The organism is Streptomyces sp. NPDC094032 (genome assembly GCF_040303965.1).
Taxonomy (GTDB): Bacteria; Actinomycetota; Actinomycetes; order Streptomycetales; family Streptomycetaceae; genus Streptomyces.
Genome location: NZ_JBEOUE010000004.1, coordinates 116,773 through 131,871 on the forward strand (window position 1 = coordinate 116,773; position 15,099 = coordinate 131,871).

9 protein-coding genes are annotated in these 15,099 nt (G+C 75.5%); 1 reads left to right on the forward strand and 8 read right to left on the reverse strand.

All coding sequences use genetic code 11. From position 1 onward, the window contains the following. Positions 1–20: 20 nt before the first annotated feature. From ABTZ54_RS08710 to ABTZ54_RS08725, 4 genes are all read right to left on the reverse strand, one after another. Positions 21–968 carry an ABC transporter ATP-binding protein gene (locus ABTZ54_RS08710; RefSeq protein WP_351658768.1) on the reverse strand — a complete coding sequence of 316 codons (948 nt, stop codon included), beginning with the start codon at positions 966–968 and terminating at the stop codon, positions 21–23. Further along, a complete protein-coding gene (locus tag ABTZ54_RS08715; RefSeq protein ID WP_351658770.1) occupies positions 965–3,784 on the reverse strand; it encodes an FtsX-like permease family protein in 2,820 nt (939 codons plus the stop codon). Before ABTZ54_RS08715 ends, ABTZ54_RS08710 begins: the two co-directional genes overlap by 4 nt. Beyond that, complete coding sequence (locus ABTZ54_RS08720) at positions 3,784–7,101, reverse strand: ABC transporter permease (RefSeq protein ID WP_351658772.1); 3,318 nt, start codon at positions 7,099–7,101, stop codon at positions 3,784–3,786. Before ABTZ54_RS08720 ends, ABTZ54_RS08715 begins: the two co-directional genes overlap by 1 nt. 140 nt (positions 7,102–7,241) lie before the next feature. After that, positions 7,242–7,646 (reverse strand): globin, encoded by a 405-nt coding sequence (locus tag ABTZ54_RS08725; protein WP_351658774.1) that lies wholly within the window; start codon positions 7,644–7,646, stop codon positions 7,242–7,244. Positions 7,647–7,755: 109 nt separating this feature from the next. Between ABTZ54_RS08725 and ABTZ54_RS08730 the strand changes: the two genes are divergently transcribed. Next, the gene (locus tag ABTZ54_RS08730) at positions 7,756–8,721 is read left to right on the forward strand and encodes a methyltransferase domain-containing protein (RefSeq protein WP_351658776.1); all 966 of its coding nucleotides are present in this window, start codon (positions 7,756–7,758) and stop codon (positions 8,719–8,721) included. Positions 8,722–8,737: 16 nt separating this feature from the next. Here ABTZ54_RS08730 and ABTZ54_RS08735 read toward each other — a convergent pair whose 3' ends face one another. The 4 genes from ABTZ54_RS08735 to ABTZ54_RS08750 form a co-directional block, all read right to left on the reverse strand. Continuing rightward, positions 8,738–9,907 (reverse strand): FHA domain-containing protein, encoded by a 1,170-nt coding sequence (locus tag ABTZ54_RS08735; RefSeq protein ID WP_351659168.1) that lies wholly within the window; start codon positions 9,905–9,907, stop codon positions 8,738–8,740. A gap of 34 nt (positions 9,908–9,941) precedes the next feature. Continuing rightward, positions 9,942–11,267, reverse strand: coding sequence for a vWA domain-containing protein (locus ABTZ54_RS08740; RefSeq protein ID WP_351658778.1), 1,326 nt, complete (start codon positions 11,265–11,267; stop codon positions 9,942–9,944). Positions 11,268–11,373: 106 nt separating this feature from the next. Continuing rightward, positions 11,374–12,672 carry a PP2C family protein-serine/threonine phosphatase gene (locus ABTZ54_RS08745; protein ID WP_351658780.1) on the reverse strand — a complete coding sequence of 433 codons (1,299 nt, stop codon included), beginning with the start codon at positions 12,670–12,672 and terminating at the stop codon, positions 11,374–11,376. A 2-nt stretch (positions 12,673–12,674) separates the two neighbouring features. After that, positions 12,675–15,083, reverse strand: coding sequence for a serine/threonine-protein kinase (locus tag ABTZ54_RS08750; protein WP_351659171.1), 2,409 nt, complete (start codon positions 15,081–15,083; stop codon positions 12,675–12,677). Positions 15,084–15,099: the final 16 nt, after the last annotated feature.

Sequence of the window (15,099 nt, forward strand, 5' to 3'; positions counted from 1 at the left end):
GGCCCGGTTTCCCCGGACCGTCAGCGGTCCACGTCGTCCGGCCACACCCCGATGTGGTCCTGCTCCAGCTCCAGCGCCACCCGGTGCTCCATGCCCAGCGCCTCGGTGTACTCCGCGGGCAGCTGGAGCCGCCCGGCCCGGTCGAGCATCGCGTACTCGCGGGCCACCAGCGACTCCTGGCCCTCGGCGTCGATCTCCGTGTGCCGCAGCACCTCGGAGGAGGTGCGGCCGTCGCGGATGGCGACCGTACGGCGCACCTCGGTGGCCACCGCCTGGTCGTGGGTGACGATCACGATGGTGGTGCCCAGCTCCTCGTTGGCCCGCCGGAAGGCGGCGAAGACCTGCTCGCCGGTGGCCGAGTCCAGCTCACCGGTCGGCTCGTCGGCGAGCAGCACCGACGGGTCGTTGGCGAGGGCGACCGCGATGGCCACCCGCTGCTGCTGCCCGCCGGACAGCTGGTGCGGGCGCCGGTCGCGGATCTCCGAGATGCCGAGCATCGCGAGGAGTTCCTCCGCGCGCTCCGCCTTCCGCTTCGAGCGGCCCGCCAACTGCATGGGCAGGGAGATGTTCTGAGCGGCCGTCAGGTAGGGGAGGAGGTTGCGGGAGGTCTGCTGCCAGACGAAGCCGACGACCTCTCGGCGGTAGCGCAGCCGGGCCTTGCCGTCCATGGCGAGCAGATCGCAGCCCGCGACCTTCGCCGCGCCCGCGGTGGGCACGTCGAGGCCGGCCAGGATGTTCATCAGGGTCGACTTGCCCGAGCCGGAGGCCCCGACGAGGGCCATCAGCTCGCCCTCCTTCACCAGCAGGTCGAGGCCCTGGAGGGCCTGCACCTCCACTCCGTCGGTGGTGAAGATGCGGACCAGCCGGTCGCAGGCGATCAGCGCGTCATGACCGTACGAGGGCCGGTCGCGGTGCGCCGTGGCCCGCCGCTCCAGCTCCTCAAGCGAGGTCTCGGATGCCGTCGTCATCGTGCGTCTCCTGCCCTGAGTTCCTTGATCGAGCCCCTGCGCGAGGCCCACCAGGCCTGTACCGCCGCCGCCGCGCCCGCGAGCAGCACCACACCGGCCGCCGGGAGCCCGAGCGACCAGGCGTCGGCCCGCAGCGTCGCGCCGAGCGCCAGCGTCTCCGCCGGGGCGTCGGCCAGCGCGAGCCGGGCCAGGTCGATGCCCGGCCCGAGCAGCAGGACCGTCGCCCAGCCCACCAGGACGCCGCCGGCCGCGGCCAGCAGCGCCTGCGGGAGGGCCTCCAGGATCAGCAGGCGCCGGGCCTGGCCCCGGGTCAGGCCCATCGTGCGGAGCCTGGCCAGCAGCATGGTGCGCTCGGGGGCGACCTGGAGCAGCGACAGCAGCACGGCGAGGACCGCGTAACCGGCGCCCGCGCCGACGGCGGCGAGGTAGAGGCGCTCGGCGCCGGTCTGCATGGGCGAGTCGACGTACCGGGAGCGCTCCTCCGCGCTCAGCGCCACGTGCAGCTTCTGGCCCTTGGCGGCGAGCGAGCTCCGCAGCGCCTTGCCGTCGAGCGAGCCGCCGGTGACGAGCAGCGTGGTCGGGGCCCGGTTGACCAGGTCCGCCGCGTTGACGATCAGGAAGTCCTTGTCGGGCAGCGCGGGCGTGATGGTGCGCACGGCGACCACCTTCACCTGGAAGCGGCCGGCGGCGGCGAGCAGTTCGATGGGCCGGTCGCCGAGTCGCTCGGCGACCTCGGGCGAGGCGATGGCCGGGATGACCCGGGAGGTGTCGCCGACGCTGCCGGGACCGCCCTTGCCGGTGGACTTCAGCAGGCTCTCGGGGAAGGGGCCGAAGCCGGTACGGGCCGCGAGCCGGGCGTACGAGGAGGGCTCGACGCCGACCAGCGGGGAGCTCATGGCCTGGTCGTTGGTGCCCTTGTGGGACGGCAGCTCCAGGCCGTACTCGATCTGCACCGGCGCCACCTCGCGGACCCCGGGGAAGCCCCGTACGGTGTCGGCGAGTCCGGCGGGCAGCGGCGTCCAGCCCACGTCGTGGGTGATCCGGGCGTCGGCGCCGGTCGCCAGGTACGCGGCCCGGTCCCGGGCATCGGCGACGCCGGCGAGCACGGAGCCGCCGAACGCGGCCGTGGTCAGCGCCATCAGGAGGGCGAGCAGCGGGAGGGTGCCGGCGGCGGAGGCGCGGCCCGCGCGGGCGAGCGACAGGAAGCCGACGGCGCCCCGCAGCCGGCGGGCGGGCCGGGCGGCCCAGCGCAGCGGCACCGGGTAGACCCGGATGAGGACGAAGGCGGCGATCACGCTGACGAGCACGGGCGCGCAGCTGACCAGGTAGTCGCCGGTGCCGGTGCCGGTGCCCCGCTGGCGCAGCGCGGTGACCGCGCCCACCGCGAGGACCAGCAGGGTGAGTTCGGCGATGGTGCGGCGGCGGGAGGGGCGTGCGGAGACGACGTCCTCGCGCCCGCCGTGCAGCACGGGGCGGCGGTGCAGGACCATCGCGCGCACCGGCAGCACCAGGGAGGCGATCAGGGCGGCGGCCCCGGCGGCGATGGCGGCGGGCCCCATCCGGGCGCCGCCCGCGTCGCCGACGAGGGGGACGGCGAGCAGCAGGCCGAGCGCGGCGGCGGGCAGGCAGACGGCGGTGGTCTCGCCGAGCAGCCGCAGGCCGATGCCGGGCAGGGAGGCGCCGCGGGCGCGCAGCAGGGACAGTTCGGCGTACCGGCGGGCGGTGAACAGGCCGCCGGTCATGGCGAGGACGACGGCGGCGACGGCGGCGACGCCGACGGCGGCGACGGTCACGACGGAGGCGATGGCGTCGCGCATCCCGGCGTACTCGCCGAGGACCTCGTCGAGCGTGGTGTCGAACTGCCCGTTCGGGCCGAGGGCGGACCGCAGGGCGACGAGGTCGGGCCCGGCGGAGGCGGAGTCGAGCGCGGCGCGCAGGGTGTCGCTGTCCTGGGCGGTGAGGTGGCCGACGGACGGCGCGTAGCGCCAGTACTGCTCGGGCTCGCCGAGGGTGCGGGGCAGCGAGGGCCCGCTCTCGGGCGCCAGCAGCAGGGTGCCCACCCAGTACCACTTGACTTCCAGGCCGCTGCGGGCGGTGAAGAGCGGGGTGTGGGTGACCGGGTCGACGTTCCAGTACGGGCCGGAGGGCTCGCGCGGCTCGATGACGCCGGTGACCGTGATGGGGGTGGGGCTGCCGTTGCTGCCCGGCACGTGCACGACGGAACCGGGCTTCAGCCGCAGCTCCTTGGCGGTCTTCGCGGTGACCGCCGCCTCCATCGCTCCGTCCGGCCCCACCTTGGGCGCGCGGCCGGCCACCAGGGTGGAGTGGGCGGGCACGTCGGAGAGCGCGTCGAGGACGAACTCGGGCAGCAGCCCGTCGGGCTGCGGAAGCCAGCGGTCCAGGCCCTGGACCCGCTTGGTGGTGCGCGCGCCGTAGGCGGAGTTCGCCAGGTCGGGGCGGAGCGGCTTGGGCAGCAGCGGGGTGAGCTGGTCGCGGGTGGCCTTGAGCCGGTCGGGGCGGTACGCGGAGGGCTGCTGCTCCGGGGGCAGGCTGCTCGCGACGGAGTTGGTGAGCTTGACGACGGTGCGGTGCGCCGGGGCCGATTCGACCGCGTGCCGCATCCCCTCGGTCTCGTAGGTGTCGACCGCGCGGGGCAGCGCTGCCGCGAGGAAGGCGGTGACCAGGACGAGCAGTCCGTAGGCGAGGGCCGTGCCCGGGGCGGTCCGCAGCCGGGTGCGGACCCAGGGGGCCACGGCGCGGGCGGGCTTGCGGGGCATGACGTCCGCCTTTTCGCGGGTGGGTGCGGTGGTGGCCATCAGTGGTTCCCCTCGGTCCGCAGGGTCACGGCCGGGTCGGTGCGGCGCAGGGCGATGGCGGCGACCACGGCCAGCGGCAGCACGGCCACTCCGGCGAGCAGCAGCGCCACGTGGGTCACCGGGAGTTCGACCAGGACCGCCGGTACGGGGCGTTCCGCCTGGCCGGTGAGGACGATCAGGGGGACCACGGCCCGGGTGAGGACCGTGCCCAGGGCGACGCCGACGAGCAGGCCGATGCCGACGAGCAGGCCCTGTTCGGCGGCGACCAGCCGGGCGAGCTGGCGGCGGGGCGCGCCGAGCGCCCGCAGCAGGCCGAACTCGGCCTGCCGTTCCCGCAGGGAGCCGGCCGAGCCGACCGCGAAGCCGACCGCGGCGAGCGCCGCCGCGGCCACCGCCACGGCCATCAGGGCCGAGTTGGGGCCCGCGCCGAGCGGGTCGCCCAGCAGGTCGGCCGCGGCCTCGTCCCGTACGAGGACCAGCGAGGGGTCGGCGTCGGGGCGGGAGCGCAGCGTCTCGGCGACGTCGGCGGTCCGGCCGGGCAGGGTGGTCAGCCACCACTCGGTGGGCGGCAGGGTCGCGGCGGGCGTGAGGGAGAGCGCCCGGTTCGCGGTGGACAGGTCGACCAGGACCGCGCCGCCGTCCTCGGGGGTGGCGGCGGGGGCGGTCGCGGAGACCGCCCGGGCGCCGGGGCCGGTGGTCGGCAGCTCGCGGACGACGTCGACGATGGTCACGTTCACGGTGGAGCCGCTGAAGGTGACGTCGAGGCGGTCGCCCCGCTTGGCCTTGGCGGCGGTGAGGAAGGCGTCGGTGACGATCGCCGGGACGGTCTTGGGGGGTGCGGGGCGCGGCGCGGAGAACGTGAGGGTGAACGCCTTCGTGCCGTAGCCGTCGCCCTCGCCCGCCCCGTCGACGTGGAAGGCGACGGTGAGCAGCGCGTCCGCGGCGGGCCGGCCGCTCATCGGCACCGACTTCGTCTCGCCGTTGCCGAGCTCGGCCGCGTACTCGCCGGCCCAGCTGGTGAGCGCGGAGCCGGTGGCGATCGGCTGCTCGGTGCCGTCGGCCCGCTCGGCCGTCAGCCGCTCGACGGCGAACTGGTGGGAGCCGCCGCCCTCGCCCCACAGGGACCCTCCGCCGATCTCCAGGGAGGCCAGGCCGAAGTTCTCGGCGGCGCCGAGCTCGGCCAGGGGCAGGGTGAGCCGGTGGCTGCGCCCGTCGCCCGGCAGCATGCCGATCAGCCGCCGGTACGGGACGCCGTAGCGGTCCTCCAGGACGGCGGTGACCCGGCTGGGGGGCCCGCCGGGCGGTCCCGCGTCCCGGAGGTGGACGCCCAGGGCGCGGGCGCCCGCGGGCAGCGCGACCCCGGGCCGGGCTCCGGCCTTGGGCATGAGCGGGGCGAGCCGCTCGGCGGCGGGGCCGTCGCTGAGGTCGGCGCGGAACAGCATGCCGTCGGCGGCCTGCCGGGTGTCCACGGCGAGCACGGTGGCGAGGTGTCCGGCGATGTCGGTGCCGCCGCGGTGCACGGAGGCCGCCTTGCGGACACCGGGCACGGCGGCGATCCGCTGGGTCTGCGCCGGGTCGCCGGGGCCCGCGCTGAGCACCCGTACGGTCGCGCCCGTGCGGAAGTCGGCCTGGTCGCGCTGCGAGCGGTCCCAGGAGGCGCTCTGGCCGATGGCCAGCATGCCCATCGCGACGGCGAGCACCAGCAGCAGCACCGGGCCCGCGCCGCGCAGCGGGCGGCGGCTGAGCTGCCAGCCGGCGAGCGCGGCGGGCAGGCCGCGGCCACCGGCCGCGCGCCGTTCGGCCAGCTTGGCGGCGGGCGGCAGCAGCCGCAGGGTCAGGACGGTGCCGGCGAGCAGGGCGAGGGCGGGCGCGGCGACGAGCAGCGGGTCGATGCCGAGGCCGCCGGCGCGGTCGCCGGTGAGCGCGCCCCCGGTGCCCTCGCCGGTCTGCCGGTCGAGCTGCCAGTAGGCGACGCCCGCGATGAGCAGCAGGCCGAGGTCGGCCCCGGCGCGGACGGAGCCGGGCAGGGCGGCGGCGCGGCCCTTGCGCAGCGAGACGGCGGCGCCGTCGCCGGCGGCGAGCGCGGGCGCCACGACGGCGGCGGCGCAGCACAGGGCGACGAGGGCGGCGACCAGCCAGACCATGGGCGGGGCGGTGGCGTCGAGCCGGACGCCGAGCGCGTCGAGCGCGGACCGGTCGGCGAAGAGCCGGGTGAGCGGTCCGGAGAGCAGCGGGGCGACGACGGCGGCGGGGAGGGCCAGGAGCAGCGCCTCGACGGTGGCGAGCGCGGCGATCCGGCGCCGGGAGCCGCCGCGGGCGCGCAGCAGGTCGGTCTCGCCGGAGCGTTCGGTGCTCAGCAGCCGGGCGATCAGGAGGAGCGCGTAGGCGGCGAGCAGCACGAGCTGGACGGCGACGATGCTGAGGGTGGAGCGGGAGACGAGCAGGGCGCGGTCGGTCTGCTCCAGGACCCGGGACAGCGAGGTGTAGGCGTTGACGGTGGTGCCGAAGGGGGCGGGGTCGGCGATCATCCGGTCGGGGACCGTGGACGCGGCGGCGCGCAGCGAGTCCATCCGGTCGGTGGTGATGCCGGTGAAGTCGCCCGACGCCAGCCAGGAGGTGCCGCCGGTGGTGAGCCGCCCGGAGTCGAGGGTGGCCGGGTCGGCGACGAGGGGGCCGTACGTGGTGAAGACGACGGTCTTGACGCCGCGCCCGGCGGCCGGGTCGAGCTGCCAGTACAGGTCGGCGGTGTCGACGGGCCGGTAGAGGCCGGTGATCCGGGCCTTGAGGGGCTTGTCGCCGAGCCGGTCGGTGAGGTCGAGGACGGTCCCGGGGCCGATCTTGAGGATCTTGGCGGCCTCTTCGGGGAGGGCGGCCTCGACGGCGTCCCGGGCGCCGGTGGTCTTCGGCCAGGCGCCGCTGACCAGGGAGATCCTGGAGCGGTCGAGCGCGGCGAAGTGGGTGAGGTCCGGGTCGCCGGAGCGGGCGGCGGGGGCCTGGAGGGAGCGGGGCAGCGCGTACGGCCCGGAGCGCTCCAGCTTCCGTACGGTGACGGGGAGCCCGTCGAAGGTGGCGCGGGCCCCGGCGTGGACGGCCGCGTCGGCGCTCGCCCGCTTGTCGGCGGGGACCTGGCCGGTGACGACCAGCGCGGCGGCGGGGGCGGAGCGGCCCTGGAGGGTGCCCTGGAGCGCGGCGTCGCCGATGGAGCCGGAGAAGGCGGCGAGGGTGGCCAGGACCGAGGTCGTGAGCAGGACCCCGAGCAGGGCCGCCGCGAGCAGCAGCCGGTGTGCCCTGACGCGCAGAAGTACGAAGCCCGTCACCCATCCCCCTGAAAACACCGTGATCGTTCAGTTTCGAACGTTCATCGGATGCTTTCAGAGGGATATCGATCTGGAAACCGCTTGCGAAGGGACCTTGATCCGATCGTGACCGTTATTCGGGCCTCCGTCACCGGAATGTGTCACTCCGCGGTGTTGACCATCGAAGCGGCCGCGTAGGTCATGTACTTCCACAGCTGCGCCTCGTGCTCCGGCGCGAGCTCCAGCTCGTCCACCGCGTCCCGCATGTGCCGCAGCCACGCGTCGTGCGCCGCCCGGTCCACTGTGAACGGGGCGTGCCGCATCCGCAGCCGGGGGTGGCCGCGGTGGTCGCTGTAGGTGCGGGGGCCGCCCCAGTACTGCATGAGGAAGAGCACCAGCCGCTCCTCCGCGGGACCGAGGTCCTCCTCCGGGTACATCGGCCGCAGCAGCGGGTCCTCCGCGACCCCCTGGTAGAAGCGGCGGACCAGGCGCCGGAAGGTCTCCTCGCCACCCACCTGCTCGTAGAAGGTCTGCTCCTGAAGCGTGCCGCGCGGAATCTCGTTCACCGTTCCATCGTCTCAGATGGCCCGACGGAGGACCGGAGACTTAGGACCCGCCCGCCTCCCGACCGGCGACAGGTGGCCGGAACCACGCGCCGCGCAGCACAGTGGACCCATGCCCGAGATGTACGCCGAGGAGGCCGCACGGGCGCGGCGGGCGCTCGTCCGCGAGATCGAGGCGCGCGGCGACCTGCGCGACCCCGCCTGGCGGGCCGCGTTCGAGCGGGTCCCGCGCCACCTCTTCGTGCCCTTCTACTACGTGCCCGGCGCCGGCGGCTACGAGCGCCTCTGGTCCGGCGACCCCGACCCCGCCCGCCGCACCCGCTGGCTGCGCGGCGCCTACCGGGACGCCGCCCTCGCCACCCGGGTCAGGGACGGGGAGCTGGTCTCCTCCGCGAGCCAGCCCTCCCTCATGGCGCGGATGCTCGAAGCGCTCGACGTCCGGGCCGGCCACGACGTCCTGGAGATCGGCGCGGGCACCGGCTACCACGCCGCCCTGCTCTGCGACCGCCTCGGCGACCGGCACGTCACCACCGTCGACCTGGACGAGGAGATCGCCGAGTCCGCCCGCGCCCATCTCGCCGCCACCGGCCACCGGCCCGCCGTGCTCACCGGCGACGGCGCCCGCGGCTGCCCCGAGCGCGCCCCCTACGACCGGATCGTGGCCACCTGCGCGGTGCCCTCCGTCCCGTACTCCTGGCTCGACCAGTGCCGGCCGGACGCGCTCGTCCTCACCCCGCTGTCCACCGGGCTCCTCCTGCTGCGGGTGACCGACCCCGGGCACGCGGAAGGGCGCTTCCTGCCCACCGCCGCGTACTTCGTCGCCCTGCGCGGCGGCAGCGCCCGCGCCCCGGGCCCGCGGGTCGGCGGGGTGCCCCGGCGGCTGTACGAGGACGAGGGCTTCCGCTTCCTGGCGACCCTGGCCGCCGGGGGCCTGGACATACGCGAAGCGCTCTCGCTCTGGCAGCGCGAACGGCGGCCGGAGCGGGAGCGCTTCGGGGTGACGGTGAGCGGCGGGCGGCAGTGGGCCTGGCTGGACGACCCCGAGGGGGCGTACGCCTGGCCACTGCCGGACCTCTAGGGCCGGTCCGGCGGCCTCAGCCGCGCCGGACGGTGATCGTCGTCCAGGCGCCGACGTGCACCCGGTCGCCGTCCTGGAGCTGCACCGGCACATAGGGCTGGATCGGGTCGGCGGAGCCGTTGATCGTGGTGCCGTTGGTGGAGTTCTGGTCCACCACCGCCCACGAGCCGTCCGGCTGCTGCACGAGCACCGCGTGCTGGTGCGAGACGCCCGGGTCCTCCGGCGGCACCGACAGGTCGATGTCGGGCGACTCGCCGGTGGAGTGCCGGCGGCGGCCGATGCTGATCTGGTTGCCCTGGAGCCGGATGTGCTGCTCGGGGGAGTACGCGGGCAGGTTGAGCCCCGTGGCCTCCGGGCCGCTGCGCTGCATCATCGCCATGAAGTAGTCGCGGTCCGGGCCGATCAGCGCCGTCCACCCGGCGGGCGGCGCCGGCTGCCGGAACTGCGGCGGCGGGCCCTGCGGGACCTGGCCGGTGGGCGGCGGTACGGGGGCGGGCGCCAGGTGCGTGGGCGGCACGGGGGCCGGGGGCATGGGCGCCGGGGGCTGCGGCTGCGACGGCGGGGAGATCATCCAGTCGTCGTCCGCGCGCGGCGGCGGAGGCGCCTGGTGGAAGGCCTGCGGGGCCTGCGGCGGCTGCGGGGCCATCGGCGGACGCTGCGGGGGCGCCTGGTGGTGGGTCGGGTCGGCGCCCAGCGGCTCGGCCGGACGGTTCACCTGCGAGGGGCGCGAGCCCTGGTACTCGTAGGGGTCCGGGTGCTGGGGCTGCGGCGGGGGCGGCGGCGGAGGCGACTGGAAGCCCGGCGGCAGGTTGAGGCCGGGCGGCGGGCCCTGCTGCGGGTGCGGGGCGATCGGCGTGTACGAGGTCGCCGTGTTGGTGAGGAAGTTCCAGCGGCACTCCTCGCAGAACGGCGCCATGTGCTCGCGCGGCGTGCGGCACTGCGGGCAGAGCTCGGCCTGGGAGGTCGCGTTCGGGTCGTACCCCCCGGGGCCGCCGGGAGCTCCGGGCGGCGGGCCGTAGCCGGGCTGCGGCTCGTAACCCCCGGGCTGCGGGTATCCGTACGCGGGCGGCGGCGGGGGAGGCGGCGGTACGGCGCCGGTCGGCGCACCCGCTCCGGCCATGCGATGGCCGCAGACCTCGCACCAGTCGTCGGAGACCGACTGGTGTCCGTTCGGGCAGGTCGGCATGTCGGTGCTTCCCCCTCTCGTCATCCGTCGAGTGTCATTTCTTCACGCGAACGGTCTTGGTGGAGCGCGTCTCAAGAGTCATCTCGTCCGCTTCCGCGACTTTCGCCTTCAAGCGCACAGTACCCGTCGCCGCGTCGACCACGTCCACTACCTTCGAAAGGAGTTTCGCCGTATCGGCGTTGCCGGAGACCGCCGCGAGCTGCACCGCACGGCCCAGCTTGGCCGTCGCGCCGTCCCGATCGCCCGATTTGCGCGCGTCCAGGCCCTCCTGGATCGCGTCGGCGAGCTCGGCCTGCCCGGTGTAGTGGGCGACCTGCGGGTTGATGGAGGTGGACATCACCATGTCGTCCGTCCACACCGCCCGCACCAGCCCCTGGGAGAGCGTCGTCGGCGCGCCGCCCGCCGGGTCGGGGACGATGAGCGAGACCCGGGCGGCCAGCATCTCCTGGCCGATCGCGGCCTCCGGGACCCGGACGGAGACGTGGTAGTCGCGGGACTCGTCGCCCCACGAGCCGGTCGGGTAGTCCCCGGCGCGCGGCCCCGCCTCGGTGCGCCGGCCGGTCAGGTCGTCGACCGTCGGCGCCACCTGCTTGACGAAGCCGATCTCCACGCCGACCGGGGTCCACAGCCGCAGCGCGACGTCCGCGACCTCCTTGTCCATGACCTGCTCCATCATGGTCGTGAAGTCCTCGGCGAGCCCCGCCGGATCGGCGACGATGTCGGCCGTGCCGAGCAGCGCGGAGGCGATGCCGGTGACCTCCTTGACCTCCCAGTCGGTGCCCACCCCGCGCGCGTCGCAGGTGAAGCGGCCCGCGCAGGTGTCGAGCGCGTCCCGCAGGTCCTCCGGCGACTCGTGCTCGTTGCGCCCGTCGGTGAGCAGGATGCCGTGCCGGATCGACACGTCGGCCGAGTCCAGCAGCCCGGCGGCGAGCCGCAGCCAGGTGCCGATGGCCGTGCCGCCGCCCGCGCTCAGACCGCGCAGCGCGTCCTTGGCCTCGGCGCGGGTGCGGGCGTCGGCGACGGCGAGCCGCCGCCCGCCCGGATAGACCTCCCGGGCGAGGTGGGTACCGGCGACGACGGCGAAGGAGGTGCCGTCGCGCAGGGTGTCGATCGCGGCGGCGGCGGCCTCGCGGGCGCCGCGCATCTTGGTCGCCGGGTAGTCCATCGAGCCCGAGCAGTCGAGCATCAGCACGACGGCTGCGGAGCCGCCGCCGGGCAGGGCGGCACCGGCGGCGGTGCCGCCTCCGGTGGAGGTGACGGTGACGATCGCGTTGACGTCCCGGCCGCCCTCCGGCAGGTACTCGTTCTGGTAGACGTCCACCGAGAACTGGGGCCCGGTCGGCTTGGCGAAGTTGGCCATGGTGATGCGGCTCCTCGGCTCCTCTGCTCACGGGAACGTGAGGTGAAGGGGAAGTCGAAAGTCGAAGGTCGGAGTCGGATGCGATGGTCGGGGACAGAGCGCGGCCTCAGGCCGATCCTGCCCCCGGGGACGGGACGGTGAACGGCAGCAGCGCGACCGTGACGTTGTCGTGGCCGCCGCCGTCGAGGGCGTGGCCCACCAGGACCTGCGCGCCGTGCAGCGGGCGCGCGGCGGCGTCCGGGGGGAGGACCCGGGCCATGTCCTCGGCGCCCTCCGCGTAGTTCCACAGGCCGTCGGTGCAGACCACGACCACGCCCGGCCGGTCCGGCTTGAACGAGGCGGTGTGCGGCTCCAGTTCGTACGCGTCGGCGCCGAGCCAGCCGGTGATGGCGTGGGCGCGCTCGTCCGCGTACGCCTCCTGCTCGTTCATCAGGCCGGCGGCGACCATCTGCGCGGCCCACGAGTCGTCCTCGGTGAGCCGGGCGGGCGGTGTGGCGCGGTCGTCCGGCACCCAGTAGACCCGGCTGTCGCCGACCCAGCCGACGACGAGCAGCCCGCCCGCGACGATGGAGCCGACGAGGGTGCACGCCGGGGAGTTCTGGTGCTCGCGCTCCTTGACGGTCTCCTCCGCCAGGGCGTCGACGGCCTCGGCGGCGGCGACGATCGCCTCGTGCATGGCCTGCTGCGGGTGCGTCCCCTGGGGCAGCGCGGCGAGCAGCGCGGCGCCCGCGGCGGTCGCGGCGGCGCTGGACGCCTCGTCGGGGCGGGTCGCCGAGGACACCCCGTCGCAGACGATGGCGAACGTGGCGGGGGATCCGTCGGGCAGCGAGGCCGAGGAGACGGCGAAGGCGTCCTCGTTGCGGTGGTGGCGCAGTCCGCGGTCGCTGACGGCGGCGACCGAGGGCAGCTCCTCCTCCATGTGGTCGCGCTCGCGCGGCTGGGCGTGCCCGCAGTGCTCGCAGTACCCGTCGCGGTCCACCCGCCCGGTCCGGCACGCCACGCACAGCTTCCGGTCGTCGCCCTCGCCCTGGAGCGCGGCGCGCGGATCGGGCGCGGCGAGGGTGAAGTCGCCCTCGGCGGCGGGCGGTTGCGCGGCGGGCGCGGGAGGCCCCGCGGGCCCGTCGGTGCGGACCGGGACCGTCGGCAGGTCACGGCCGCCCGAGTCGGTGCCCGGCAGGTCGCCCGGGTGCTGGGTGGCCGTGGTCAGGGAGCCGGGGTCGCGGGGCGGCGGCTCGGGCCAGTCCACCGGCAGACCGATCGGGACCGTCGGGCGGTCCGGCGCGGGCTCCGGCACCGCCGACAGGTCGTATCCGCAGGCCCCGCAGAAGCGGTCGCCCGATTCGAGCGGCTCCGCGCAGCCGGGGCAGGTCCCCAGGGGATGCGGGGGCTTGGGCTTCAGGGACATACTCACACCCACGTCCTGGGGCGGAAACGGTTGGCCCGCTCCACCAGTTCGATCCTCTCCTCGCCCTGCTGGGCGAGCCGGGCGAGCACCCGGTACGAGCGTTCGAGGCCGAAGCGCAGTCCGCGCTCGTCCAGCGCGCTGCCGAGCAGCACCGTGCCGGCCGGACCCGCGCCGGGGCTCCCGGAGAGCACCCAGTCCAGGGCCGTGCCCAGCACCTCCGTGGAGAGGCGCTCGCGGCGCACCGCGTCCAGGCCGAAGCCCTGGAGCGCCGACACCTGCGCGGCGGCGGCCGTCAGGTCGGCGCCCAGCGGCTCGTTCGCGGGACGGCGGCGCAGCCGGGCCCGCACCGCGGCGACCCGGGCCGCCGTGTAGTGGATGGACGACTCCGGCACCGACTCCAGGGTGCGCACCGCGGCGGCCCGGTCGCCCGCCGCGAGCTGCACCCGGGCCAGGCCGAACGCGGCGCTGACATAGCTCGGGTCGGTCGTCCACACCAGGCGGTAGTACTCCGCCGCGTTGTCCAGCTGGCCCAGGAACTCGGCGCAGACGCCGAGCGCCAGCTTGGGCGCGGGCTCGCCGGGGAAGGCGTCGTATATCGCGTCGAAGGAGAGCGCGGCGCCCGCCTGGTCGCCGGTGACCAGCGCGGTGACGCCCCGGTACCAGACCACCCGCCAGTCGTCCGGGTGCTGCTCCTCCAGGGCGTCCGGCGTCCGGACCGCCGCCGTGACGTCGCCCATCTCCAGGCGGGCCCGCAGCTCGCGCAGCCGCAGTTCGAGCGAGGGGACGGGGGCGGCGTGCAGGGCGGTGAGCAGCTCGGCGGGCGCGGCGGCCAGCAGACCGGCGAGGAAACCGGCGTTGGGGTCGCCCGGGTCGACCCGGGGCACCGGCAGCGCCAGCGCGGTCGCGGGCACGTCCAGCGGGCGCAGGAAGCTGCCGCCCCGCCCGGCGACGGAGGTCGGCAGCGCCTTGCGCCCGCGCCGGGTCGCGCGCGCCCCGAGCACGGACACGTCGTCCGTGTGCTCCTCGAACAGCTCGGTGTCGGTGACCCGGGTCTCCGCGCCGAACAGCGTGGACAGGGCGGGGCGGGGGCGGCCCGACTGGAGGGCGACGACCTCCCGGAGCACGCCCGTCAGCTGCTCGGCCATCTCCTGGGCGGAGCCGAAGCGGCGCCCCGGGTCCGGGTCGGTGGCGCGCACGAGCAGCCGGTAGAACGACTCGTAGGTGCGCAGCACCTCGATGCCGTCGGGCTCGGGCAGCGAGTCCACGAACACGTTCGTGTAGCCCTGGAAGTCGAAGGTCAGCACGGCGAGCGTGCGGGCCACCGTGTACAGGTCGCTCGCCACCGACGGGCCGAGCTCGGCGACCTCGGGCGCCTGGTAGCCGACCGTGCCGTAGATCGCCGACTCGTCGTCGTCCATCCGCCGGACCGCGCCCATGTCGATCAGCTTCAGCTGGTCCTCGGTCTGGATCGCGTTGTCGACCTTGAAGTCGCAGTAGAGCAGATTGCGGCTGTGCAGATGCCCGAGGGCCTCCAGGGCCTCGATGCCGTACGCGCAGGCCTGCTCGACCGGCAGCGGGTCGCGGCGCCCGTCGGGGGTGCGCCGGTCGTTGGCGATCTCCTTGAGGGACTTGCCGCCGACGTACTCCATGACGATGTAGCCGTCCATGGAGCCGGTGCGCTGGTCGAGGTGCTCGACGAAGTTGTAGATGCGGACGATGTTGGCGTGCTCGATCTCGGCGAGGAAGCGGCGCTCGGAGATCGCCGCCGCCATGGCGTCCTGGTCGCCGGTGTCGAGCAGGCCCTTGAGGACCACCCAGCGGTCGGAGACCGCCTTGTCGACCGCGAGGTAGACCCAGCCGAGGCCGCCGTGCGCGAGACAGCCGGCCACCTCGTACTGCCCGTGCACCACGTCCCCGCCGCGCAGCTTCGGCACGAAGGAGTACGGGTGCCCGCACTTGGTGCAGAAGCCCTCGGTGCGGCCGGTCCGCTCGCCGCGCGAACGGCCCACCGGGGCGCCGCAGTCGGAGCGGGAGCAGAATCGCTTCCGCTCGGGCACCTCGGGGTTCGCCATCACGGCGGCCCGGGGGTCGGGGCGGGGCACCTCGGGGACCGTCACCAGACCGGCGCCGAGCCGGCCCCGCCCGGACTGGCCGCCGGTCGAGCCGGAGCTGCGCACCGACACCGAGGGGGCGGTGCTCTGCCCGGACAGGGAGCGCGAGAGGCGCCCGGACACCGAGCGCCGCGAGGTCGAGGAGCGCGACGAACGCGAGGAGCGGGCGGAGGCGGACCGGGCCGAGTCGGAGCCCTTCCCGGCCACCGCCATCCCCGTCGGGGTGGAGGCGAGCATGCCGCCGGGAGCGACGACGGGGGCCAGACCGCAGGTGTCGCAGTACAGCTCGCCGCCGCCCATGTCCTCGTACGCGCCC